Below are 25,854 nucleotides of genomic sequence, written 5' to 3' on the forward strand. Positions count from 1 at the left end.
GGAAAACAAGTAATAAATAATAAATAAGTAGTAAGTATTCGTGGTTTTTCATTCTTAATTCTTAACTATTTAACGTCAGTTCGGATTAAGGCAATTTTATCGTTATTTCTAAGAAGCTATAAGGTTTTCTGACTACGAGTTGGGATGCTTTCAGCTTATCCAAAACTCAGGTTAAGTAGAAGTCAAGAGTTAGGGGGGGATATAGGGGAGAAACTAATTAATGATCTTTGCCCTCCCCCTCTCGAGGGGGGATAAAGGGGGGTTTGCCCTTTGTTTTTTGACCTTTATTCAAAGTGCTTGTGCTCTCAACCATGCAACAGGAAGATATATTATCTTATTGGGAGTAGGAACAAAAGCTCGACGGTTAAATACATCGTAATTATTTTTGGCGATAACATCGAGAATTCCCTGATATAACATTAAAGCAGACCAAACAGGCCATCTTCCATCAGGATTAAGGGCTTTGATTCCGCTCTCTGCTTGTTGATAATATTCTTTAGCACGGTTGATTTGGAATTTCATTAAGTCATACCAACGCTCATCGATGACTTTATTGAATAAATCCTCTTGAGTATAATTAAATCTTTCTAAATCTTCCAACGGTAGATAAATTCTTCCTCTGCCAATATCTTCCCCAACGTCTCGGAGAATATTGGTTAATTGATTGGCAATACCAAGCGCGATCGCTTCTTTTTCAGGTATATATACGGTTTTATCATACCAAGGGGCATTTTTATAAGAGTTATCAATTCCCAGTACAGCAGAAGACATTAGACCTACAGTCCCAGCGACTCGATAACAATAGAGATATAAATCATTAAAAGTTTCATAACGATTACGATAAAGATCCATTCTTTGACCCGCAATCATATCCTTAAAAGGTTGAATATCCATCGGATAACGTTTCAGGGTATCCACCAAAGCCACATCTGGATCATCTATAGGTTGCCCTGCAAATACGGACTCTAGTTGTTGTTCCCACAAATCAAGAGTTTCAGGGGTTGTCAATTTGGCTTGAGGTCCATCTACCAGTTCATCTGTACGACGACACCAAACATAAATAGCCCAAATAGCACTTCTTTTTTCTTTAGGCATTAGTAATGTACCCAAATAAAAAGTTTTAGAATATTTCGCCGTAACTTGACGACAATATTCATAAGATTCTTCCAAACTGGCAAGAGGTTGTTTTGGTTGTAATTTTTTAGGCAGTTGCAGCATTCATCCCTGCTGTGATAATTAGCTAAATTTAATATAAAAATAAGAATAATGGCAATTCTCTAGTATTGTCTCATTTTCTGAGCAATTTTATTTAATTATTGAGAATCTATAACTAAGGTTCAATTATTAACCTTCAACTATCAACTGTCAACTTTTTCGGAGTTAGGAGTCGGGGTTCGAGGTTAGAGTTAGAAATAAAAACTTCTCCATTTCCTCTCTTATGCTTTCCCACCTTCCCACGCTTCTCCGATACTCCAATACTTTAAACCAAAGACGCTTCAGGTTTTGCTACAGTGGCAGGAAAATCTTTACTGATGACTTGTGCCGCTTGTTTTCCTGATAATACTGCCCCTTCCATACTTCCTAAATATCTTTGCATGGTGTAGTCTCCTGCTAAATAAAAGTTAGAAATGGGAGTTTTTTGATCAGGGCGATATGCTTGTCTTCCCGGAGTCGCTTTATATACAGAGCGAGGTGTTTTGACTACATGAGATTTTAGCAGTTTTGCTTGATTTTCCCCCGTGAAATGTTGGGGGAATAGTTGTCTTAATTCCTGCATGGTTGCTTCGATGATTTCTTCGTCGGACTTACTAATCCATTCGGCGGCGGGCGCTAAGACTAATTCTAACATAGAGCGATCGGGGTTACTATATTCTTTACAGGTGTTGCTCATGTCCGCATAAACACTCAAAAGGGGCGATCGAGAAAATAATAAATGATCTATATCGGTTAATTTGCGATCGAACCACAGATGTAAATTAATTACAGGCACACCCTCTAAGCCTTCTAATTTTTGGAAAAAGGATATTTCTTTCCAACTAGCAGGTAAAATCACTTTGAGAGGATCAACGGGCATAGCAGAAACGTATAAATCAGCCTCGAATACTTCATCAGCCTCGCCGTTTAAACCTCTAATTAAAAACCCTTTAACACTACCATCTTCATTCAATAAAATCTCTTTTAAAGGGGCATTTAAACGCACTTCTCCCCCTCTTTCCGTAATATAGTCAACGATGGGCTGACAAAGTCTTTCTGTGGGTGAACCGTCTAAAAACGCCATTTTTGAACCGTTTTTCTCTTGTAAAAAGCGATTTAAGGCAGTTAAAAGAATTGTGGCGGAAATTTCATCAGGATTGATAAAGTTTAAAGCCTTTGACATGGCGATAAATACTTCTTTCTCAATGCGAGGGGGGATATTTTGTTTTGCCATCCACTCAGACCATGAATATTTATCCATTTCTTCTACATAGTCTTGTCCCTGAATGATAGCAGGTAATAAACCCATGCCAAACTTAATTTTTTCTCCCCAAGTTAACATATCGTTGTTGCGCAAAATGGCTACTAAACCATTTAAGGGAGCGGGTATATCTGGAAAGTCAAATCTTGAATAAGTCCCCGGTTTTTCTGGTTGGTTAAAAATCATTGTATGTTCTTTCCACTGAAGGCGATCTTCAATACCTAACTCGTGAAATAATTGCAACATATTGGGATAAGCCCCAAAAAAGATATGAAGTCCAGTTTCGTACCAATCTCCATCTTCGTCTTTCCATGCTGCAACTTTTCCGCCCAATACGTCTCTACGTTCGAGTACAATGGGGGTGTGTCCTGCGTCCGCTAAGTATTTAGCGCAAGAAAGTCCAGCTAATCCAGCACCTGCTATGGCTACTCGCATTTATTTTCCTTTTCTTCTACTTGATTTCTTTTTATCATTTTAGTAGCATTTCTTGACATTTCGTAACATTTTTCTAAAAAAAGTTCAGACAGATGGGCAAAAAAAAAGCCCAGTGGCAAATACTAGGCGTTAAAGTTTAATGATTATTGAAGGAGAGTTTTAGACAACTCCAACTCCCTTATCACCATCGTCACTATTAACCTCTTTTAATTCTCTTGCCCTTGCAACTTTCTCCGCTTCTTCCTTTTCTCTTAAGTCTCCGGGTTGATTAACATACATTTCAGGTTCAACGGCATAATTGTTCACTAAACCTTCTCTGCTAACGGTATAACCACCAGTAGTGTCAGTGGAAGCGTCAGACTCAGGAATTGATTTAAAGTTTTCCCCTTCTCTTCTAATACGTGCGGCAGTTTCTGCAGAGGTAATATTGCGATCGTAGTTTGCAGATTTTTCCCTTTTATCGTAATTTTGATTTTGTTCGGGTTTTTCTCCTTCACCTTTCCAACCCACAACACGGTTAGAATTGTACCATGCGATCGACCCTATACCCACTGCGGCAATAAAACCTACAATTAAAACACTCACGGCAGTAACAGGAAAATGGCTGGTTTCGGCGGTAAGTTGTATTAATAATTCCATAAAAATTTGTTCCGTCTTTCTTGACTTCACTTACTAGCCTAGCTTTTAAACCAGTTTAATTACATCCATCTATATAAGTATATTTACCTCTTCCTAAAGGAATAGATTAATAGTTATCAAATAAATATTATTTATGTCTTTTAGTAGATGACAATAAGTCTAAAATTTTCCTAAGATTAAAGTGAAGGGTTAAATTTTCAACCTAAAAATTAATCCATTATTTAAGTAAATCAAAAAATAGCAATAAATAAGAATATTATGGCAAATATCACAGAGAATAAACAGGCTTATCAAGAGAAAGTAAAGGCTCAAATTGATAAAATAAACGCTCAAATTGAGCAAATGAGTGCCAAAGCTAAAGAAGCAAAAGCAGACGTAGCAGTCGAATATAATAATCAATTGGAAAAATTATACGCTCAAAGAGATGCAGTACAATCCAAATTTAAAGAGCTTCAAGACGCTGGTGAGGAAGCATGGGGTGAGATTCAAAAAGGTTTTGATAAAGCATGGAATGAATTAAATGATTCTTTCAATCAAGCATGGTCTAAATTCCAAGAAAAATAACAGTCAATTCCGTTAAGGATTTTCTTCTTACCCCCCTAGAAATTTTCTTTCTCAAAGTGCAATTTTATCTTGAACAGAGGAGGAGAATCTGGGGGATTTTTATGCTATTTATCGCCCCCTCACCCAGGGAAGAAGTCTAACTATTTATGCTAAAACAATAAATGGTGAGCATAGCCCACCCTAAAAGATTTCTTAATTGAAAATAAACAACACAACTTATATTAAATGCTTAACGTTGAGTCGCTAATTCTCCTTGATTATCTGATTGAGTGCTACCACGACGACGGCGAGATGTGAGGGTGTTAAACAACATTTTACCAATAGCCATGATTAAGTTTCCTTCTAATTCTTGGAACATTTTCATATTCATAGCAAAAGCATCGTTAGCTTCATCAACAATTTTTTCTGCAGTTGCTTCATCCACAGGTAAATCATTTAAGGCTTGACGATACATATTTTTGAAGGCCTTTTCGTCGCTGATGGTTTCAAACTCATAAAAAGCAGTACCTTCTCCATCTAAATTCATTGCTTTTTGGGCAATATTTTTCAATATTTGACCTCCAGAAAGGTCTCCTAAATAACGGGTGTAAGAATGTGCCGCAAACAATTCAGGTTGGTTATTTGCAATTTCATGGATGCGATCGACGTATGCTTGTCCTGCTGGAGTAATTTGAATTTCATTTTTCCAGTTAGCTCCATAATAGAACTGTAAATCTTTAGCTAAACTAGGCTGACGATTCAACTCAGGAAAATAAATTTTACCAACAATGGGGTGGTCTTTTAAGCGCTCCATTTCTTCTTCCATTGCCCCATAAACAAAATAAAGATTTGCCGCTAACTTACGATAGGAATTTTTCTCAACTACCCCTTTAAGGAAGCACTTAATAAACCCCATATTTTCTGCCATGGAATGGGATTTTTTTGTACCTTCTTTCAACATTGTGGCTAGATTAACTGTCATGATATTTGATTCCCTAATATTTCTGAAAATATGTTTATAAAAATTAACAAAACGTTTTTTATTGCTAGTTTTTAACCTTAAACCGAATCATGATCAGTTTATATTAAGAATTTTTACAATCAGATATGTGCTGAACAATTAAGCCACGACCTTAAGAATAAAATCATGTATTAAATGGGCTTGAGCAGGTATGATTTCGTGACCAATGTCAAACTCGTGATAAGTGAGTTTAACCCCTACATTTTCTAGTTTTTTCCGTGCCACACGGGCAGATTCTATGGGAATAACGGCATCTTGTGTACCATGAGACATGAAAGTCGGGGGAAAAGGATTTCTGTCGCTGGTGGGTTCAAAATGTAGGTAGCCACTTAAACTAATAACTCCTGCTACGGGTAATTGTAAGCCCACATCTAAACTCATCGCTCCTCCTTGGGAAAAACCTCCCACAAAAGTTTTGCTTAAAGGTAGATTAGTTATATCTTCCAAAGATAATAACCATCGATAAAATTGATCTAAACTGGCAGAAATACCCTCATTATTGTTGTCTAATTCATACCAAGCCCTTCCCCCCGGCACTTGAGGATGAAGATAAGGGGCATTGGGAAAAAGAAATAAACAAGATGGTAAATTTAACATTGGAATGAGGGCTATTAAATCGTGATAATTAGCACCCCAACCATGGAGTAAGACAAAAACAAACTCTGGAGATTTATTATTAGTAGGATTATGGGAAATTACGTCTAAAGTCATTTTTAAAGGCTCTATTACTTCTTGTCATGTTAGATTATTGCTTAGGTTAGGCAAAGGGCAAGGGAAAAATTAAGAATTAAGAATTAAAAACTCTTGTACGGGCGAATGGCCATTCGCCCCTACCTCTCCCTCTCCCCTCATCTCCTCATCACCGTAAGGGTTGAATATATTTAACCCCTACCACCTGCAACCTGAAACCTGACACCTTATCTCCTCATCCTCTAAACACCCTGACACCTACCCGATATTCGTAAACCGAACTGAGGTTTCTTTCTCACTAACCAACGCTTTATATTATTCGTCAAATAGATTAGTAAGACGTTCTACTTCAGATTGAGTGGTGTACATGGGTGTACCTGCTAAAATACCTGTTACATTCCGGAAAGGATGACCAATGTGCATACCTCTATTATCAATGGTAAACTCTCTAATATCTTTATCGTGCATTGAACCACGCATTTTTAAAACAGTGATACCTCGACGCATTTCTCCGTACATTTCCACATAGCGTAAAAGAATTATAGAGTCGGTAATAGTGGAAATATGGGCTTCTGTAATGGATGAACCACCTAAAAGAGTGGGAGTAGTAGAAGTGAATAAACCGCCGATTTCTTGTTGTTTGATAAAAGAGGTTAAACCAATAATAAATTCTCTAAATCCTTTTAGGGTAGATACCCTTTCTAAAGCACTGAGACTATCCACAGCAACCCGATTAGGTTTAAAGGTTTGGATAGTATCTTTCATATTGATGAGATGATTTTCTAAACCAGTGGTTTCAGGATAGCGACAGACAACTTTTAATTTGCCTTCTTTTTCCATTTTTTCAAAGTCCACTCCCCAACCAGTGGCATTTCTGAATAATTGTTCTCTACTTTCTTCAAAGGCAAATACTAAACAACGTTCATTATTTTCAACTCCACCGGCCATAAATTCTGTCACCATTAAGGTTTTACCTGTACCTGTTGCCCCAGATACGAGAATAATGGAGTCTCGGAAAAATCCTCCACCGCACATTTTATCTAGTTCTTTACTGCCTGATGTAATGCGTATGTTAGAAGAATGTTGCTCAAGTTCGATCGCAGATAAGGGTATAATTACTGCTCCTTTACCTTTAATGATGGTAAAAGGATATTCACCTTTTTGGTGATCTGTGCCTCTATATTTAAGAATTTCGATCGTGCGACGGCGTTTTTCATCATTCAACACATTGCGTAAAATCACCACATTATCAGCAACGAATTCCTCTACGCCAAAGCGACTAATTTCCCCATATTCTTCTGTACGTTCAGCCGTCATAATAGCTGTTACTTCTAATTCTCTAAGCGCAGATGCTAAACGGAATAAATCACTTCTGACTTGGGCACTATCAGCAAGATGACTGAAAATAGCTCCTAAAGAATCAAGAGAGACTCTTTGGGCAGAATATTTGCGAATAGCGTATTCTATACGAGCAATTAAAGCACCTAAATCATATTTTCCGCTTACCATCGGTGTTTCACCGGGTTGAGGAGATGCGTCAACGAATGCCCATTGTCTATTTTCTTCCCACTCTTTGATATTCCAATCAAAACCCCGCATATTTTTTCTAATTGCTTTGGGTGATTCTTCAAAGGTGATAAATACTCCGTTTTCTCCTTTTTTTATACCTTCGACCAAAAATTGACAAGCAAAGACGGTTTTTGCACTTCCTGCCGTACCTGAAATGAGAGTCGCCCTACCTTTTGGCAGTCCACCTTCAGCTAAGAAGTCAAATCCGGGGATTCCTGTTTCTAGTTTTTCTATGTAGTCAGTCTCTAATTCTGCACCTTGACTCATTCATTTTCTCTCTAACACGTACCATAATATATTATCTATTTTGATTTAGTTCAATGCAAGTTTTTGTCTAGTTTGCTAACTGAGATGATTTTGATTAGTGATATAATCTCATCGTTTGACTATTAGTAATCATAAATATTTAGGTACTGTCATGGGTTGGTTAAGCAAGGTTTTAGTGTTGACATTTTTCCTGAGTGCGATCGATGCTTTTTCTCTCATTAAGCCTCAAGCAACGATGTGTTGGTTAAAAGTTTCTGCTAATCAAATTGTTGGTTTTGGGCAGAATGGAAAGGATGGAATTGACGGAAAGAATGGAGATACGGGCAAAGATAGCGAATCTTTAACCATTTTTGCCGATGGTTCTCCTCTTAATCTCAATTTATCTGGACAAGATGGATTAGCCGGAGAAAATGGAAGTGCGGGGGAAAATGCCATTTGTGAAAACCAGCCCGTCAACGTTAACTATAATTTAGTCGGTGCTGATGGCGGTGATGGCGGCACTGGCGGAAATGGTGGTGATGGTGGGGGTGGTGGTTCTTTAACTATTTATAGTACTGATAAAAACTATCTACAGCAAATTTATGTTCAAGCTGGAGGGGGTAAAGGAGGAGAAGCAGGAAGAGGTGGAAATGGAGGTAAAGGTTGTCAGTGTCCCCAACCTTATTGGACTGTAGAATTTTGTAATGGCAGTCCCGGTAGTCCTGATTATAGTTGTGGCACAAAAGAGTTTAGGTGCTTAAATGGAGAAAATGGGAAAAATGGGCGATCGGGTCGAGATGGTAGAGATGGTAAACTAGGTACTTTAACTCTCATTAATAGTGATAAACCCTTACCCCCCGATCGCATCAGTGCTTCTGTCAAGATGAATGAATTAAAAAGTCGTGGTTTTAGTTTGTCAAAAAATGTTTGGGAAGTTCGTAGTGGTGCAACTTCGTTATTTGCCCCCAATTCTGTAATTGATGATCAATATTTGGAGTTAGTGGAAAGAATTGAAAATTCAGTGGTTTTAATTTGGAATGCTCCTCAATCTTTTGACTCTTTTGCCGATCGCACTCTTACCCTTGAGCTAAAAGACGATCGCAGTGTTGACATAAAAGTACCCTCAGATATTTGGTTACAAACTAACACTATTCCCAAAAGAAATGTAACCGAATTATTCGTTTTTAATGCCATTAGGGCGGATGAAGCTACAAAGTTAAAAAGTGAGGGAATTTCTGGTTCAGGCTTAAGTGTGCAATGGGAATTAACAGACACAGCCCAACGCTCGGATTTAATTTCCACTAGCTTTTATCTCAAATATAGTGTTTCCAATTCTGGAGAAGCTCGTTTTCGTCCTGTTAGTGACTATATTTTGCGTTTTGAGGGAGAAATTCCTCCCCAAATGGTACGCTATAGCAATAATCGTTTTATTCTCGATATTGGACAACTTCCCATCGATCCTCGTTATTTAGAGCCTGACAGAGCAATACAATTAGATTTAACTGTTACTAGAACCTTTGGAGATAACTCCGCCACTCAAACTCTTACAGAAAAAACAATTTTAGGACCATTTAATTGAGAAAAGGGTAAACCCCCCTTTATCCCCCCTCAAGAGGAGGGAGGGCAATTAGTGTTGGGGTGAATAGTTGATAATCAAAAATTAAGAATTAAGAATTAAAAACTCTGAACAATCATTGCTCCTGTACGGGCGAATGGCCATTCGCCCCTACTTCCCCCTATTCCCTCATCCCCCCATCACCAAAAACCTGCACTTCTTTCCGAACTCGAACTCCTAATCAAGATTATCCAATCGAATACGAGGATCGACAACAGTTAATAATATATCGGCGAAAAGATTACCAATGATCAGCATTGTTGCCCCCATCATCAGACTTGCCATGACTAAATATAGGTCTTGAGCTTGTACTGCTTGTAAGATTAGGCGACCTAACCCGGGCCAGTTAAAAAAGTATTCAGCAATGAATGAACCACTCAATAAACTGGCAAATTCAAAGCCTAATAAGGTGATTAATGGATTGATAGCATTGCGTAACGCATGGACGTAAATAACTTTATTTTCTGGTAAACCCTTGGCTCTGGCTGTTTGAATGTAGTCTTGTCTTAAAACATCTAGGAGTTGCCCTCTGGTCAGTCTTTGTAATCCTGCAAAACTGGTTATGCTTAAGGCAATGGTGGGTAATATCATATGCCATGCTATGTCAAGAATTTTTCCCCCTGTTGATAACTCTGCATGGTTGATACTTGTCATACCTCCTACGGGAAATAAAGGGGAAAGATATTGAGCCAAAATTAATAGTAATAAAGCGGTGATAAAGCTAGGAAATCCTTGACCAAAGTAACTGATAACCCTCAGAAATCGATCAGTAAATGTATTTTGTTTGACTGCACTAATAATTCCAAGAGGAAGTGCGATCGCCCAAGTAATAATGATAGAAGAACAAGCCAACAGTAAAGTGGCTGGAATACGCTCTAAAATTAAACTCGAAACAGAGCGGGAGTAAACAAAACTTTCTCCAAAGTCAAAATGAGTAATCACTTGTTTAAACCATAACCAATACTGCTCAATCGCTGATTTATCTAATCCAAAACGAATTTTTAATTCTTCAATGGTTTCTTGAGATATGGTTGGATTTTGTCGTAAATTATCTAAATAGTCTCCGGGGGCTAGTTGAATAATTGCAAAACTTAGTATAGATGCTAACAATAAGGTTAATAATCCTTGCAGTAATCTTTTGATAATGTAAAACATTGTTTAAGAATTTGATAATTTAGGTAAATCTATGTTAAAAGTTTTTGTTTATGGCACATTAAAACCCTCTGGAAAATACTATAAAATTTATTGTCAAGGAAAAACCATTAATGAGGTGAAGTGTTGGACAAAAGGCAAATTATATGATTTACCTCTGGGTTATCCTGCAATGACTGAAGGGGAAGAAAAAGTTTATGGTTATCTATTATCTTTCGCTTCTTTTAAACACTTAAGTAATCTTGATAAGTTGGAGGGTTATACAGGAATTGATAATTCCCCCTTAAATGAGTATGAACGGCGAAAAATAACTGTCTATAATGATGATAATCAACCCATAGATGAGGCTTGGTGCTATTTTATGAAAGATAGTGCGATCGCATCTTTGAATGGTGTTTTTTTACCCTCTGGATGGTGGCAATTAAAAATTAGTAATTAAGACAAGGCAAAAGGCAAAGTTAAAAGGTCAAGGGGCAAAGGGCAAAGGTAAATAGTTGATAATTAATAACTTCTAAATCTTAATTCCTAACTCATTACTTGTTTCTCCCTAATACCCCAATACCCTAATTTAGATTAACTGCTCAGATACTTCAAGATCAAACAAAGTTTGTAAGGTATGTAATGCTTTTCTTCGGGCTTCGATGTCTTTTTGGGTTCGTAATTGTACCATTGGATCATGTAATATTTTATTCACAATACCTCTGGTTAAGGCTTCAATTACCTCTTGATGTTTTTCTGCAAACTCAGAACCTAATCTCGATAAGGCTTTCTCTAATTCCTGCTCCCGGATTTGCTCTATTTTACTTCTTAAACAGCTAATAGTTGGTACAGTTTCTAAAGATTGCCACCATAGTTCAAAGGCTTCTATTTCTTCTTCTAATAAGTTTTCAGCTTCCCTTGCCATTTCTCGGCGACTGGCGTGATTTTGTGCTACTACCGCCTTTAAATCATCCACATTATAGGATTTAATAAATTCTAGTTCTGTTACGTCACTAGCTACATTTCTCGGTACTGATATATCAACTAACATCAGTGAATGATTAATGGATAGAGAGGAAAGATTATTTTTATCGAGAATTGGTTGAGTTGCTCCTGTACTGGTAAACACTATATCAGATTGAGCAACCATAGTCATCATATCTTCAAGGAGGTTTAGCTTTAAATTGGCTTGGGGAAATTGTTTTGCTAATTCTTGAGAACGATTGTGGGAGCGATTAACGATTATAATATCCTCAACTCCTTTTGCTAAGAGATGTTGAACCAATAAACGGGACATTTTTCCTGCACCGATAATGGTAACTTTCTGGGAGGATAAATCTTCTATTTTTGTATCGACTAATTCCACCGCCGCTGAGCTAATAGATACTGCACCAGTACCAATATTGGTTTCTGTACGAACTCTTTTCCCTGCACTAATTGCTTGTTTAAAGAGGCGATCGAGCAATCTACTCATACCATTATATTTCATTCCTAGTTTATGGGTTGTTTTTACTTGTGCAAGAATTTGCCCTTCCCCTAAAACTAAACTTTCTAATCCGGCGGCAACACGCATTAAGTGACGAATAGCATCTTGATGAAGAAGAATGAATAAGTGACGACGTAACTCTAATAAGGCTAAATTACCTATTTCTGCCAAAAATTGGGTTATTTCTTTTACCCCTTGTTCTGTTTCTTTGACTACAGCATAAATTTCTAAGCGGTTACAAGTGCTAATGATTGCAACTTCTTCTATGTGGGGGTAAGTGAGTAAATGACGAATGGAGTCTTCTATTTTCGCTTCAGGAATACTCAATTTTTCTCTTACTTCCACTGCGGCAGTTTTGTGAGAAAGTCCTACTACTACAATATTCATTTTCTATTTTTATGCTCTTTAAATAATCGGGTTACTATAAATGCTTTTTAACAATTTTAAATTATTGTTTATGGTAGAGGTTATTTCCTAACGTCTTTAAATAATCTTTACATATATTTACAAGGTTTCAGAAATCTTATTAATTTTCAATTTATTGATTATTTTATATTTCTCTCTAGTTTCCCTTAAACTCTTAGTTATCAAAACTTTATTCTGTTTTAATAGGGTCTTAGATTATGTCTTATGATTGGCTAGGTTTGTTAATGTTTGTTGGGGCATTAGTATTCCTTTCTTCGGGCTACCCTGTGGCGTTTTCCTTGGGGGGAGTTGCCCTTATTTTTGCCTTGATTGGTAGTTTATTGGGCGTTTTTGATCCCATTTTTCTGACGGCAATGCCTTCTCGTATTTTTGGAATTATGTCTAATTATACTTTGTTGGCAATTCCTTATTTTATTTTTCTCGGCTCAATGTTAGAAACTACGGGGATAGCTGAGAAATTATTGGAAACGATGGGAATTTTATTCGGCAGGATGAGGGGGGGATTAGCTTTAGCGGTGGTGGTGGTGGGGGCTTTATTAGCGGCTACAACGGGGGTGGTTGCGGCTACGGTGGTAGCTATGGGCTTGATTTCTTTACCGATTATGTTACGTTATGGCTACAACAAGCAATTAGCAACAGGAGTGATTGCGGCTAGTGGCACTTTGGGGCAGATTATTCCTCCTAGTGTAGTCCTTGTGGTGTTGGCGGATCAACTGGGTTTACCGGTGGGAGATTTGTTTATTGGTTCTTTAATTCCGGGGTTATTGATGGCGGGGGTTTTTGCGGCTCATGTGCTGATTGTAGCATGGTTAAGACCTGATTGCGCCCCAGCTTTGCCTTTGGAGGTGAGAAAAATCAGTGGGAAACAGTTGTGGGTTAGGGTTACTCAGGCTATGTTTCCTCCTCTAATTTTAATCTTTTTAGTTTTAGGTAGTATTTTTTGGGGTATTGCTACTCCCACAGAAGCGGGTGCGATCGGATCTTTTGGTGCTATGATTTTAGCAATGTTGAATGGGCGTTTAACTTGGCAAATGGTGCTTAAGGCTTGTAAGTCAACTATGTTGATTACCACAATGGTTATGTTTATTTTGCTCGGTTCTACTGCTTTTAGTTTAGTATTTAGGGGTATAGGAGGCGATCGCATTATTGAAGAATTATTGGTAAACTTACCCGGTGGAGTATGGGGATTTTTAGCCGTTAATATGTTGTTGATTTTTATCCTTGGCTTTTTTATCGACTTTTTTGAAATCGCATTCATTGTTATCCCATTATTTGCCCCTGCCGCTCAACTTTTAGGAATTGATTTGCTATGGTATGGAGTTATTTTAGGTGCTAATTTACAAACCTCCTTTCTTACTCCCCCTTTCGGTTTTGCCCTCTTTTATTTAAGGGGAGTCGCTCCTCCTGAAGTTTCCACAGAAGATATATACAAAGGTGCAATACCTTTTATTTTATTGCAATTATTCGTTTTAATCCTAATAATCATTTTTCCTGCCCTTGTTAATTTCTTGCCTTCTTTATCCTCGGCAAATTAAAGTAAATTTAAGACAAAATATATAAAATATAAAATTTATTCATGGTTAATATTTCCTCTGATTTAAAAGATAGATTGCATCCTTTAATTAATCAATTGGCGGAAACAATTATTACAACATGGCAAGAAAACCTTTCTCTCTCACCCTACCAACTACCAGAAGGATTAGGATATGTTGAAGGAAAATTAGAAGGAGAAAGACTAACCATTGAAAATCGTTGCTATCAAACCACCCAATTTCGGAAAATGCACTTAGAATTAGCTAAGGTGGGAACTAATTTAGATATTCTTCATTGTGTTATGTTTCCTCACGTCAATTATCCTCTGCCTATGTTTGGTTGTGACATCGTAGCAGGAAAAGCGGGAATTAGTGCCGCCATTGTTGATTTATCTCCTACTAATGCTGAAAAAAATCTTGCTGAAGATTACAATAATGCCTTATCTGCCTTAGAAAATTCTCAATTCAGTGATGTAAGAGATTTACCTGTTTGGGGTGATATTTTTTCCCCTTTTTGTTTATTCATTCGCCCTGCAAATGAAGAGGAGGAAATACAATTTTTAAATCGTGTTCGAGATTTTTTAACTATTCATTGCCAAATTGCCGAAAAGTCTCAATCTGTTTCCGATGAAGAAAAATTAATTTATTGGGAAGGACAAAAAAACTATTGCAGTCAACAACAGCAAAACGATAAAACTCGACGAGTCTTAGAAAAAGCCTTTGGGGAAGAATGGGCAGAAAATTATATGACTTCAGTGTTATTTGATTTACCATCATTAACTTAGTTACTGATGTTACGCAAAAAGATAATTAGTTGTTGTTTTGAGGTATCAGGTGTCAGGTTTAAAGTCATAAAAATTTGATCACAATATTAAAATTAAAGTGAAATAAATATATGAAAATAGCAACATGGAATGTTAACTCTATTAGAACTAGACAAGAACACGTAAAAAACTGGTTATTAGAACATGATATTGATATTATTTGTTTACAAGAAACAAAAGTTATAGATCAAGATTTTCCTGTAGAAACTTTTAATGATATAGGTTACAAAACTTATATATATGGTCAAAAATCTTATAATGGAGTAGCTATTTTTAGTAAAAAACCTCTGGATAAAATTGACTATGGTTTCTCTGGAATATTAGAGAAAAATGCTGATAATTTAGATGAGCAAAAAAGAGTAATTAGTGGTGTTTTTAATAATATTAGAATCGTTAACTTATACGTACCTAATGGTAATTCTGTTGGCTCTGAAAAATACGAGTATAAACTAACTTGGCTAAAAAAATTATCAGAGTATTTAATAGAGCTAAAAGATAAACATAGCGAAGAAATTTTAGTCTGTGGAGACTTTAATATAGCTTTAGAAGATATAGATATTTATAATCCTAAGGGGAAAAAAGATCACATCATGGCTTCTATTCCCGAAAGAGATTCTTTAACCAACATCATGGATTTAGGCTTTAGAGATGCGTTTCGTAAGTTTACTCAAGAGGGAAATCATTACAGTTGGTGGGATTATCGTCATGGTGGTTTCAGTAAAAATAGAGGGTGGCGTATTGATCATATTTACTTAACCAGTAGTCTTTATGAAAAAGCTAGTAATTGTTATATAGATATTAATCCTAGGAAATTAGAAAAACCCAGTGACCATGCTCCTGTAGTATGTGAATTTCCAAGCTAATCAATTAATGGTGGGCATTGCCCACCTAACAATAATCTTAAACAATAACTTCAAAAGCAACCCCTTCATAGGTGAAATCGGAAGCATGTTGAGAGTCAATAGTATTTTTCTCAGCTTCTAAAACAAATAAGTAAGTACCGGGGTTAACCTTACTTTGATAACGGAATACATCTTGTCCGATACCAGCATCAGCACCATAAGCATAGAAAGCAATACCTTCTTCATCAAATGTGTTTGAATGATTTTGACGAATACTAACGCTTTCTTCTTCACTGGCAAATAAGTAAGTACCGGGGGTTTCCATGCTTTGGAAGCGATTAAAGCGAATTAATCCATCTTGTTGTTGATAAGACACATTGAATGCGAATCCTTCTTCTATAAAAGGAGGTGAATAATTATTAAGAATATCGGTGCGTTCTTCTGCTCCTACATATAGATAAGTGCCAGCGCGATCGCTGTTTTGAAAACGATAGAAAGGATCATTTAATAATGAGTCTGTTGTTTCACTTCCTACTACTTCTGGATTGCTGTTATCAGGGATATTTGTAGTTGTTTCAGAATCAGTTTCCGTGTCACTATTTTCATTTACCCCAGTGGTAGTAGTGTCAGGGTTAGTTTCAGAACCGGTTTCTGTTTCACTATTTTCATTTACTCCAGTGGTAGTAGTGTCAGGGTTAGTTTCAGGATTTTCTGACCCCGTGTTATTATTTACCCCAGTGGTAGTAGTATCAGGGTTGTTAGTTTCAGGATTTTCTGACCCCGTGTTATTATTTACCCCAGTGGTGGTAGTATCAGGGTTGTTAGTTTCAGGATTTTCTGACCCCGTATTATTATTTACTCCAGTAGTGGTAGTGTCGGGAGTTGACGAATTATCTACTGTTTCTTGACCTCCTGTTGTTTCAACAAAAACTTCATAAGAACCAATATCGATTCTGCCATCACTAATTCTTTCTGAACCTCTTTGATCTAGTGGTGGATCATCGGGAAAATAGAATAGAATATTAACCTGTTCAGTATCTCCTGCATTAATAGCTAGACTGCCGGGTAATAGTGCATGAGTGGGAGTAGGACCACCATTGTCTTGTAAAGGACCTATTTTTAGATCGATACGTTGAGTTGTATCACCACCAACAATATTGCCATTTTTAGCATCAAGAATTGAGCCATTTGCGTTGCTAACTAAATTAAATCCGCTACGGGAGTCAAAAAACCCGTCTAAGTCTGGACTGCCATTATTATTCCCTACTATGGTGTTATATAAAATTGTGTTGGCAGTAGTTGTTTCTGAATAAATACCTGAACCTACTTGAGCCGCATTGTTGACAATGGTTGAGTTGATAATACGGGTAGTTCCTCTGGACAAAATGCCACCACCACCATCACCCGGACCGCCGGGGGGATCATTGCCATCATCTGAAGCACTACGATTTCCAGAAACAGTAGTATTAACCATAATCAGAGTTGCCCCTGCTTCGTTGAGAATACCCCCGCCACCACCTTCGATTATATCGGGGGCGGCTGCGTCTGCTAAGTTATTAATAATGGCACTATCTCGAATGGTCATAATGCCAGTGTTGTAGATTCCTCCTGCATTATCCCCAGAATTGTGACCGCTAACAATGGTTTTTTCTAAAGTTAAAGTACCAGAGTTATTTATTCCTCCTCCTTGTAGAGTGGTAGAACTATCGGTAATGATACTATTAGTAATGATAGCTTGAGCATTCAAATCAACATTTAACACTCCACCATTTACCGTCCCTCCTGCAAAGGTCGCATCTATATTTTCTTCTGTCATCGCACCTTTTTTAATGGTGACATTTTGAAGATTTAAATTACCATTAGCAGGACTTCCATCTTGTAAGGTTTTGCCTGATCGCTCTCCTGATAAAACATCAAAGACGCGATCGCCTATAGTTGGGGTAATAACTGGAGGATCATCAGGAAAAGGATTTGTACTATCATCAGGGGGTAAGGGTTGAGTTAAAGACTCGGCATCAATAATGGTATTTTCTGGATCTTCCCCAATAATGGTGATATTACCAATAATATCCAAGTCACCTGTTGCTAAACGGCTTTGAAATAAAGTCGCTGCATCTGCACTGGTATCAGTAGTTGGTAATAAAACATTTTTAATTGTTAGATTATATGTTCCTGCAGGAAGATTAATTGTGTAATGGTTGTCAGGATCAGCATTAGCGATAAGAATAGCATCCCTTAAAGATAAACCCTGAAAACTACTACCGTCATTTTGATCCTCAGTGGTCGTGACATTTAACAATATAGTTTCGTCTGCCATAATATCTAAGAAATTACTTAAGTATTTTTTATTTGTTTTAATTGTAATTCAAAAAAGAGAAAACAAATATTATTTTTTGTGTATATTGTTTTCTATCCAAAATATGCCCAAAAACATCCTTTAATTCAACATGGTATTGATATTTATTATTGTAAATCTTGGTTAAGTAAAAGTTAAGTTGCTGTAACCATGAAAATAACGTAAATATATAGGAGAAACGGTATTAGTTCAAAATGCAAAGTTTTTTCAATCAATAAATTTAATCCTATTATTATTTATTAAATATAGACAGATAATTAGGATATAATAATCGATAAATATTAATTAGGATAAATCTGGTTATTTTATTTATATATTTGACTTAATTTAGTAATTATCTTGATAATTACTCCTGAACTAATTTAGGCTGAATTAACCATACACCTAAGTAAAAAAAAGGAGTATCTGCTAGGGCAAATAATAATTTAAAAGTGAAACCGTTAAGAAATAAATCTGAAAACTTATCCCAAGCTATAACGCCAAAAATACATAAAACGAATAAAACTAAGCTAGTATCAATAAGCTGAGAAACAATTGTTGAACCATTATTCCTTAGCCATAAATGTTTTCCTTCTGTTAAATTTTTCCAAAAATGAAACATTCTAATGTCAACGAATTGAGCCACTAAATAAGCTAATAACGATGCGATTACTGCTGGTGTAAATAAGCCAAATACTTGATTAAATGTTTCCTGACTAATGGGAGACCATGACACGGCTTCTACTGTGTTGGCAATAGTCATAATTAGTAAAATGAAAAGGCTACTTATAAAACCTGCAATTACTACTTGATTTGCTTTATTTTTACCGTAAATTTCTGAAATTAAATCTGTACAGAGAAAAGTAATAGGATAGGGAATAATACCAACTGAAAGTTCAAAATTGAGAGAAAATATGTTAGCTGTAAAAAACTTTTGAATGATTAGATTAGAGCATATTAAACAACCGATAAAAATGGCGGACAAAATTAGGAATATAGTTTCTTGGTGAGAGGAAAAATTTTGTTTCATCTGAAAAATAGATTTTATTAATTTTCTTCTTTTTAATTTCTTAACTGATTTATTAAATATTAGAAGCATAAAACAATCAAACTCGTTACTATGACTTGCCCTCACCCCCAACCCCTCTACCACAGGCGAGGGGCGATTTTTAATAATTGGGTAACTTTAGTTATTAATTTTCCAAAATAAAAAACCTAATAAAATTAAAGAAAAATGTTGAGGTACAAGTAATTTAAAAGATTGACGGGCAATTTTTTGACTGAGAATGATAGCTAAAAGGACTCCTAAAATTAAGGCTGTACCTTGTAAAAAATTAATGACTGCGGGGTGTGCAACCAAAATGGGTAAATTACTGCCGTCAAAGCCGAAGGTTGCCCATGTTACTGGTAAGATTCTCCCTGCTTCAGCTAAACCTAGTTGTAAATAGTAAGCGAGATTTGCCATTAAGGCTAAAGGTAAATAGCCATAGGCTAATTCAATAAATGAGCGAGGTTGAATTTGGGGATAGATAGAATTAATTATTCTAATAATTCCATAAGAAAATAAGGGGATGAGAGCAGGAGCAAATAAGACGATAATAGATAAAAGGGTATGTTGCCAAAAATTGGTTAAGTCGAAATTTAAGTTAAATAGTTGATTAATTTGTGGTAATTGGTGCAGAAAAACGGCGTTTAATAGTAAAAATAATAGGGCTACTTCATAACTTCGAGGTTGATGGGTTGTCCATAATTCTATACCGGGGGGACGTAAATTAAAGCTAACAGAGCGATGAGGACAGGCTTTTAAACAAGTCATACACAATACGCAGTCTCGGTTATCTTGTAGTTGTGCGGGGTGGGAGTATAAGGGGCATCCATCGGTTGCTAATCCTTCTCCTTTTTGTGGTCCTCCTTTATAGCATTGATAAGTGGTACATTCGGCGGAGCAAATACCCTGTTGAGCCCTTAATTCGGTGATGGCTAGTTTGGCAAACATTCCATTCATTCCCCCAATGGGACATAAGTAGCGACACCAAAATCTTCTTTCAAAAATTGCGGAACAAATCATTGCTCCTGCTGTAATTAGCAGTAGTAAACAAGCTGATAAATAGGCTGTGTTGGGTAAATCCCATAATTCTTCCCAGAGTAAAATTAGGGCGAAGAGGGTAAATAAAAACCATCCTCCCCATTTTTCGGCTGTTTGACGAGGCCATTTTTTTAAGGGAATATGAGGGAGTAGCCAGACTCGTAATTTTTGGGTGATTTCGCCATAAATCATAAAGGGACAAATGGAACACCATAATCTCCCAACAAAGGGAAAACCAATCAGGATTAAAGGCCACCACCATGCCCAAAAGAAGTTAAGGGCAAAATTGTGCGATCGCGTCTGGGGTGCAAAGAATAAAATGGCAACAATAAAAGCAAAGGCGGCAACGGTAAAACCGTAGTTGATGCGATCGGGATACCATGGACTACGAAGAAAATTACGCAGACGGGGATAAACATTAAGTAAATTGAGACGAAATTGCTGTTTTTTTCCCCTTGAAGGCCAAATGATGTCTTCTGTTAATTGATTACTGCCAGATAACTGAACTATTGCTCTTTCTATCAAATTTTCTAGCTCTCGAAGATTATTAGGAAAATCATAGGTTTGTAAACGGCGTAGGGCATCGGCAGTAATGGTGGGTTTGCTAATTTTACGACTACGAGCAATTAAACTGATGTAGTAATTAGCCTGATCCTCTAAATCACTCTTTCTTACCCTGAGAGGAGGAACTTTAATGGTATGAGTGACGAGGTTACTAATTTCGGGTATTGCCTTTTCTGTAATGAGAATAATTCGAGCGTGACATTTTTTTTGTTGAGGGGTAGTGTTTTCCGAACGTTGAACGGGAAAGTATATTTGTTCTGCTAACAGTTGGCAAAGAGGTTGATGCAACTCTGGGGGCAATTCTTGAATATTATTGAAAATGAGAGTACCCTTACCCAGTGCCTCAATTAATCCATATTTTCCCCCTTCCCGTCCAAATAATTCTGCTCCACTAGCTTGAAGTTTGCCACAGTTGACCTTAATAATAGGTTCACGGCGATCGCACGAACCATAATGAATTAAAGCCGCCAAGTTATCTTTTTCCAAGCCCGGCTCACCAAAAATCAATACAGATTCTCGACTATTAGTAACTTTTTTGATTTCTTGTCGAAGCCTTACCGCATAGCGACTTCTACCAACAATTCCTCGCTTAGCTTTTGTTACTAAATAAGGACGCAAAACAGTTTGTCTCTCTCGCTCAAAACTCAATTGTGAAGATACATCTGCTAATTCTTGCGCCAAATTATCATTAAATTTTTTGTCTGTCATCTCAATCTTTGCTCAATATTTTTCTAATTTATTTAGGGGGTTTTCAGGTAGCAGGTTTTGGCTTAAATACTATCAAGAATAATTAAAACTAATTTATCTGTCTCGATTATATAACAATAACTTACAATACGGAAATCCACACCAGTTAATGTAAAGTTTTGTTGTTGCTTTTGAGAAATTATGTTAAGTTAGTATTAAATTAATTGACACAACAGCATTTTTACTATAAGGAGATCAATCATGGAAAACAAAGAAGGTAAATTAGGCTTCACCGCATTTGCTGAAAACTGGAATGGTCGTTTAGCAATGTTAGGTTTCTTAATTGGTATTGCCACTGAGTTAATGACTGGTAAAGGTATTTTAGCTCAATTAGGTTTAATGTAATTAAAAGAAACACATTTGATTGAAATTGAACTGAATTAATCTCAAGGGGGCGTTAGCCTCCTTTTTTGTTGTTTGGATATAATAAGCAAAGTTTTGGATTAATGATAAACGCAAAGAATGCCTATTTACTATTTTTGGGGTGATGATGATTTCACGATGATGCAAGAAATCAATGCCCTAAAAGAAAAAAATCTTGATCTCAATTGGTTACAATTTAACTTTGAAAAATTTGCAGGGGATAAAGAAGAGTTTATTCGTGAAGCCTTTTTACAGGCTATGACTCCTCCTTTTGGAAGTGGCGATCGCATTGTGTGGCTAGTCAATACAACCATCTGTCAATCTTGTTCTGAAGACTTATTAACAGAAATTCAACGCACCATCAAACAAATTCCCGACACAACCCATTTGCTTTTAACCAGCGAGAAAAAACCTGATGGCAGGATTAAAAGCACTAAATTAGTAAATCAATACGCTCAAGTCAAAGAATTTAGCTTAATTCCGCCATGGCAAACAGATATTTTAATTAAAAAAGTGGAAGGAATGGTTGCTCAAAAAGAGTTAAAAATCACCAAAGAAGGAATCAAAATATTAGCTAATTGCGTAGGAAATGATAGCCGTTTGTTGTGGCAAGAATTAGATAAATTATCCCTTTATCAGGGAGAAAATAAACAACCCATTAACGAAGAAATTGTTAAATCATTAGTTAATGTTAGTAATCAAAATAGTTTACAATTAGCCCAAGCAATTTTACAACAAAATATTCCCCTTGCCTTACAATTAGTACAAGATTTAATTAGTCTTAATGAACCTGCCCTGAGAATTGTTGCTACTTTAGTCGGCCAATTTCGCACTTGGGCAATCGTAAAAACAATGGTTGAAAGTGGAGAAAAAGACGAAAAAGCGATCGCTGAAAATGCCGATATTAGTAATCCAAAAAGAATTTATTTCCTAAAACAAGAAACAAAAAATATCTCCGCACAAAAATTATTATCTTCTTTACCTATTTTGTTAGAATTAGAAGCAAATTTAAAATCAGGTCATGATCCTCTTATTGCTTTAGAAACTAAAATTATTCAACTATGTACTTTATAATCAAATAAATTATCATAACTACTGTAAAAGACCCAAATATGTTTTATTTTCTATGAATAATAAAAAATTTATAACTATATTAATTGCAACTATTTTTACTTGTATTTTGAGTTACTTTATCAATGACTTTATTTTTTTTAAATCAGTACAAGGACAGGAAAATATCTCTTTTCAAACTCAAGAATTAATTAATAAATATCAACCATTTAAGCCTGAAAAAAAAGATGTCAGAATTTTAGTAATTAGTGATCTTAATAGTGCTTATGGTTCAACAGAATATGATGATGAAGTACATCTCGCCCTAAAAATGCTCCCCTTTTGGCAACCTGATTTAATATTATGCAGTGGTGATATGATTGCAGGTCAAAAACCCTCTTTAACTCAGGCTCAGATTCGGGCAATGTGGAAGGCATTTGATACTCAAATCGCTCAACCTATCAGAAATCTAAATATTCCCTTTGGTTTCACTATCGGTAATCATGATGCTTCAAGTGCGATCGCACCTAACAATAAATTTCTGTTTCAACAGGAAAGAGACTTAGCAGTAGAATACTGGCAAAATCCGAAGCATAATTCAGGAGTAAAATTCCTCGATCGCAATCAATTTCCCTTTTATTATACCTTTGAAGAAGATAATATCTTCTTTTTAGTGTGGGATGGCTCATCCAGTCGTATTCCCAAGGATAAATTATCATGGGTAGAAAAAAGCCTTGCATCAGAAAAAGCACAACAGGCAAAAATGAGAATAATTATCGGGCATCTACCTCTCTATGCGGTGTCTGAAGGGAGAGACTATCCCGGAGAAGTTTTAAACAATGCCGATGAATTACGTCAACTTTTAGAAAAATATGACGTACATACTTACATAAGTGGTCATCATCACGCCTATTATCCTGCTCATAAAGGAGAATTGCAACTATTACATACAGGTGCATTAGGTTCAGGCGCACGCCCGTATCTTGACAACAATATTCCTCCCAGAAAAACAATCACCGTTGTGGATGTAGATTTTAACAACCCTGATTACACAATTTATACAACCTATGATATGCAAGATTTCTCCCTCATAAAATATGAGCAGTTACCCCGCTTAATTATGGGACATAATGGAATGATTTTAAGACGAGATATATCTATTCAAAACCTAACAGAAGAAGAGAAGAGAATCTGTCTAAATAAATTTCAAGACAAAAAAAAATGTAATGAAAACTAGGTCAAAGGGCAAGGGGCAAGGGGCAATGGAAAAATTAAGAATTAAGAATTAAGAATTAAGAATTAAAAACTCCGAACACTCACTTATTTATTATTTATTACTTGTTTCCCCCTCTCCCCTCATCCCCCTATCCCTAATACCTGCAACCTGACACCTGAAACCTCATCTCCCCTAATATCCTAATACCTTCATCTCCTTTTCTCTCTACCCATAAGTTATTAACTTCACCAAACTGTCCTAAATCCAATACTCTTAGACTGAAGTAAAGTTATAAAGGAGCAACTTCTACTGTAATTTCTGCGGTTACTTCTGCGTGAAGTTTAATAGAAACACTATATTTACCAGTTTTTTTGATTTCAGGTACAGTAATATCTTGACGCTCAATATCTAAACCAGCACTTTGTTTAATTACATCTACCACATCTTGAGTGGTTACAGTTCCAAAGATAGCATCTTGTTCACCCACTTGCTTACGAATAACAAAATTGTTGATGGTTTGTAAGGCAGTTTTACGAGATTTGGCTTCTTCTAAAATAGCTTGTAGGCGTTGTCTTTCTTTCTCTTTTCTCTGCTCTACTTGACGCAAAATACCGGGGGTTACTACCACAGCAAAGCCTTGAGGTACAAGATAGTTACGAGCATAACCGGGAGCAACATCAACCACATCTCCTCTTTTACCTAATTTCTCAACATTCTTATTTAATAATAGTTGTACTTTCTGAGCCATGATTACCTCTTAGTAATAAATAATTTCTTATAGTTAGCATATTTAGTCACAAATTATCATTTTAACTTATTTTTCAATCTTTTGAGAATTACCTACAATCGCTATAATTAATAGAGAGTAAAACCGCTTATTTGAACTCAATCGCCTTTGCCTTTTCCTCAACTTCTATCGTAAACCTAGACATAACATCTGCTTAATTCATGACTATTAATTTTCAAGATATTGTTGCTACTCTTAATCAATTTTGGAGTGAAAGAAATTGTCTTATAGCTCAACCCTACGACACGGAGAAGGGGGCAGGTACTATGAGTCATAATACATTCTTACGCGCGATCGGACCTGAACCTTGGTCAGTAGCATATATAGAACCTTGTAGAAGACCCACTGACGGACGTTACGGGGAGAATCCCAACCGTGTACAACATTATTATCAATACCAAGTATTAATTAAACCATCCCCTGACAATATCCAAGAAATCTATTTAGACTCATTGAAAGCATTAGGAATACACCCAGAAGATCATGATATTCGCTTCGTGGAGGATAACTGGGAATCACCTACTCTCGGTGCTTGGGGAGTTGGTTGGGAAGTTTGGTTAGACGGCATGGAAATTACTCAATTTACCTACTTTCAACAGTGTGGGGGGATTGACTGTAAACCCGTTTCCATCGAAATTACTTACGGTTTAGAGAGACTAGCCATGTATCTTCAGGATGTGGATAGCATCTATGATATTCAGTGGAATAATGAGATTAAATACGGGGATATTTTCCTGCAAGGAGAAATCGAGCAATGTACTTATAATTTTGAAGCCTCTAACCCTGATTTACTATTTCAATTATTTACTTTATATGAGGAAGAAGCAAAACAATTAATTGAGAAAAATTTAGTTTTACCCAGTCTTGATTATGTTTTAAAATGTTCCCATTGTTTTAACTTATTAGACGCTAGAGGGGTGATTGCCGTCGCAGAAAGAACTCGTTATATTGGGAGGATTAGACACTTAGCCCGTCAAGTAGCAGAACAATATTTAGCCCAAAGAGAATCGTTAAATTTTCCTTTAAATAAACAGGCAAAAACCGAAAAAAAACAATTAGTAAATAATTGATTGTATCTAAGTTCAGAGTTCAGAGTTCAGAGTTTTGAGAGTTTACTTTCAGCTCTTGCTCTCCTTTTTGTCATAAATAGGATTCAAACTCAGGAGTTAAAGTTTAGAAATATTGAGAAAAAAATAGGTAAAATGATTTTTAATATTATTATCTAAACTCAATTATTATCCAGTAGTATTTA

At 36.2% G+C, this 25,854-nt stretch carries 22 protein-coding genes; 10 read left to right on the forward strand and 12 right to left on the reverse strand.

Going from position 1 to position 25,854, the window contains the following annotated elements; all coding sequences use genetic code 11:
* Window positions 1-288: 288 nt before the first annotated feature.
* The 3 genes from crtB to psb35 all read right to left on the reverse strand — a co-directional run bounded on the left by crtB (window position 289) and on the right by psb35 (window position 3,529).
* Complete coding sequence (crtB, locus tag CYAN10605_RS04370) at window positions 289-1,218, reverse strand: 15-cis-phytoene synthase CrtB (RefSeq protein WP_015218734.1); 930 nt, start codon at window positions 1,216-1,218, stop codon at window positions 289-291.
* Between the two features lie 262 nt (window positions 1,219-1,480).
* The gene (pds, locus tag CYAN10605_RS04375) at window positions 1,481-2,890 is read right to left on the reverse strand and encodes a 15-cis-phytoene desaturase (RefSeq protein ID WP_015218735.1); all 1,410 of its coding nucleotides are present in this window, start codon (window positions 2,888-2,890) and stop codon (window positions 1,481-1,483) included.
* Window positions 2,891-3,049: 159 nt separating this feature from the next.
* Window positions 3,050-3,529 carry a photosystem II assembly protein Psb35 gene (psb35, locus tag CYAN10605_RS18995; protein ID WP_041922420.1) on the reverse strand — a complete coding sequence of 160 codons (480 nt, stop codon included), beginning with the start codon at window positions 3,527-3,529 and terminating at the stop codon, window positions 3,050-3,052.
* Window positions 3,530-3,787: 258 nt separating this feature from the next.
* On the opposite strand from psb35, the gene CYAN10605_RS04385 reads away from it, so the two are divergent.
* A complete protein-coding gene (locus CYAN10605_RS04385) occupies window positions 3,788-4,093 on the forward strand; it encodes a sll1863 family stress response protein (protein WP_015218737.1) in 306 nt (101 codons plus the stop codon).
* Window positions 4,094-4,322: 229 nt separating this feature from the next.
* Here CYAN10605_RS04385 and CYAN10605_RS04390 read toward each other — a convergent pair whose 3' ends face one another.
* The 3 genes from CYAN10605_RS04390 to kaiC form a co-directional block, all read right to left on the reverse strand.
* On the reverse strand, window positions 4,323-5,054 hold the full coding sequence (locus CYAN10605_RS04390) for a biliverdin-producing heme oxygenase (protein ID WP_015218738.1): 732 nt from the start codon (window positions 5,052-5,054) through the stop codon (window positions 4,323-4,325).
* 138 nt (window positions 5,055-5,192) lie between these two features.
* The gene (locus CYAN10605_RS04395) at window positions 5,193-5,804 is read right to left on the reverse strand and encodes an alpha/beta hydrolase (RefSeq protein ID WP_015218739.1); all 612 of its coding nucleotides are present in this window, start codon (window positions 5,802-5,804) and stop codon (window positions 5,193-5,195) included.
* A 294-nt stretch (window positions 5,805-6,098) separates the two neighbouring features.
* Complete coding sequence (gene kaiC, locus CYAN10605_RS04400) at window positions 6,099-7,619, reverse strand: circadian clock protein KaiC (RefSeq protein WP_015218740.1); 1,521 nt, start codon at window positions 7,617-7,619, stop codon at window positions 6,099-6,101.
* Between the two features lie 151 nt (window positions 7,620-7,770).
* On the opposite strand from kaiC, the gene CYAN10605_RS19270 reads away from it, so the two are divergent.
* Window positions 7,771-9,177, forward strand: a complete 1,407-nt coding sequence (locus CYAN10605_RS19270) for a hypothetical protein (RefSeq protein ID WP_015218741.1) — start codon at window positions 7,771-7,773, stop codon at window positions 9,175-9,177.
* Between the two features lie 213 nt (window positions 9,178-9,390).
* Here the strand turns inward: CYAN10605_RS19270 and CYAN10605_RS04410 are convergent, their stop codons facing one another.
* Window positions 9,391-10,368, reverse strand: coding sequence for an ABC transporter permease (locus CYAN10605_RS04410; RefSeq protein WP_015218742.1), 978 nt, complete (start codon window positions 10,366-10,368; stop codon window positions 9,391-9,393).
* Between the two features lie 31 nt (window positions 10,369-10,399).
* Here CYAN10605_RS04410 and CYAN10605_RS04415 point away from each other — a divergent pair, with 31 nt between their 5' ends.
* A complete protein-coding gene (locus tag CYAN10605_RS04415; protein WP_015218743.1) occupies window positions 10,400-10,804 on the forward strand; it encodes a gamma-glutamylcyclotransferase family protein in 405 nt (134 codons plus the stop codon).
* Window positions 10,805-10,933: 129 nt separating this feature from the next.
* Here CYAN10605_RS04415 and CYAN10605_RS04420 read toward each other — a convergent pair whose 3' ends face one another.
* Window positions 10,934-12,217 (reverse strand): glutamyl-tRNA reductase, encoded by a 1,284-nt coding sequence (locus CYAN10605_RS04420; RefSeq protein ID WP_015218744.1) that lies wholly within the window; start codon window positions 12,215-12,217, stop codon window positions 10,934-10,936.
* Window positions 12,218-12,453: 236 nt separating this feature from the next.
* Between CYAN10605_RS04420 and CYAN10605_RS04425 the strand changes: the two genes are divergently transcribed.
* The 3 genes from CYAN10605_RS04425 (at window position 12,454) to xth (ending at window position 15,475) form a co-directional block, all read left to right on the forward strand.
* Window positions 12,454-13,791 carry a TRAP transporter large permease gene (locus tag CYAN10605_RS04425; RefSeq protein ID WP_015218745.1) on the forward strand — a complete coding sequence of 446 codons (1,338 nt, stop codon included), beginning with the start codon at window positions 12,454-12,456 and terminating at the stop codon, window positions 13,789-13,791.
* A gap of 41 nt (window positions 13,792-13,832) precedes the next feature.
* The gene (locus CYAN10605_RS04430) at window positions 13,833-14,573 is read left to right on the forward strand and encodes a phycocyanobilin:ferredoxin oxidoreductase (RefSeq protein ID WP_015218746.1); all 741 of its coding nucleotides are present in this window, start codon (window positions 13,833-13,835) and stop codon (window positions 14,571-14,573) included.
* A 110-nt stretch (window positions 14,574-14,683) separates the two neighbouring features.
* Window positions 14,684-15,475: an exodeoxyribonuclease III gene (gene xth, locus CYAN10605_RS04435; protein WP_015218747.1), complete on the forward strand. Its 792-nt coding sequence runs from the start codon at window positions 14,684-14,686 to the stop codon at window positions 15,473-15,475.
* Window positions 15,476-15,512: 37 nt separating this feature from the next.
* On the opposite strand, the gene CYAN10605_RS17755 is transcribed toward xth, so the two are convergent.
* The 3 genes from CYAN10605_RS17755 to CYAN10605_RS04450 all read right to left on the reverse strand — a co-directional run bounded on the left by CYAN10605_RS17755 (window position 15,513) and on the right by CYAN10605_RS04450 (window position 21,147).
* Complete coding sequence (locus CYAN10605_RS17755) at window positions 15,513-17,771, reverse strand: choice-of-anchor Q domain-containing protein (RefSeq protein WP_015218748.1); 2,259 nt, start codon at window positions 17,769-17,771, stop codon at window positions 15,513-15,515.
* A gap of 385 nt (window positions 17,772-18,156) precedes the next feature.
* On the reverse strand, window positions 18,157-18,819 hold the full coding sequence (locus CYAN10605_RS04445) for a queuosine precursor transporter (protein ID WP_041922421.1): 663 nt from the start codon (window positions 18,817-18,819) through the stop codon (window positions 18,157-18,159).
* A 156-nt stretch (window positions 18,820-18,975) separates the two neighbouring features.
* Entirely contained in the window at window positions 18,976-21,147 is a 2,172-nt protein-coding gene (locus CYAN10605_RS04450) for a sigma 54-interacting transcriptional regulator (RefSeq protein ID WP_015218750.1), read from the reverse strand.
* A gap of 237 nt (window positions 21,148-21,384) precedes the next feature.
* Between CYAN10605_RS04450 and CYAN10605_RS04455 the strand changes: the two genes are divergently transcribed.
* The 3 genes from CYAN10605_RS04455 (at window position 21,385) to CYAN10605_RS04465 (ending at window position 23,836) form a co-directional block, all read left to right on the forward strand.
* Window positions 21,385-21,531 (forward strand): CAB/ELIP/HLIP family chlorophyll-binding protein, encoded by a 147-nt coding sequence (locus CYAN10605_RS04455; RefSeq protein ID WP_502688798.1) that lies wholly within the window; start codon window positions 21,385-21,387, stop codon window positions 21,529-21,531.
* A 117-nt stretch (window positions 21,532-21,648) separates the two neighbouring features.
* Window positions 21,649-22,623: a DNA polymerase III subunit delta gene (gene holA / locus CYAN10605_RS04460; protein WP_015218752.1), complete on the forward strand. Its 975-nt coding sequence runs from the start codon at window positions 21,649-21,651 to the stop codon at window positions 22,621-22,623.
* A 52-nt stretch (window positions 22,624-22,675) separates the two neighbouring features.
* A complete protein-coding gene (locus tag CYAN10605_RS04465) occupies window positions 22,676-23,836 on the forward strand; it encodes a metallophosphoesterase family protein (RefSeq protein WP_015218753.1) in 1,161 nt (386 codons plus the stop codon).
* A 268-nt stretch (window positions 23,837-24,104) separates the two neighbouring features.
* Here the strand turns inward: CYAN10605_RS04465 and rplI are convergent, their stop codons facing one another.
* On the reverse strand, window positions 24,105-24,563 hold the full coding sequence (rplI, locus tag CYAN10605_RS04470; protein ID WP_015218754.1) for a 50S ribosomal protein L9: 459 nt from the start codon (window positions 24,561-24,563) through the stop codon (window positions 24,105-24,107).
* A gap of 200 nt (window positions 24,564-24,763) precedes the next feature.
* Between rplI and glyQ the strand changes: the two genes are divergently transcribed.
* Complete coding sequence (glyQ, locus tag CYAN10605_RS04475; RefSeq protein ID WP_015218755.1) at window positions 24,764-25,672, forward strand: glycine--tRNA ligase subunit alpha; 909 nt, start codon at window positions 24,764-24,766, stop codon at window positions 25,670-25,672.
* Window positions 25,673-25,854: the final 182 nt, after the last annotated feature.

This window comes from Cyanobacterium aponinum PCC 10605, assembly GCF_000317675.1.
Taxonomy (GTDB): Bacteria; Cyanobacteriota; Cyanobacteriia; order Cyanobacteriales; family Cyanobacteriaceae; genus PCC-10605.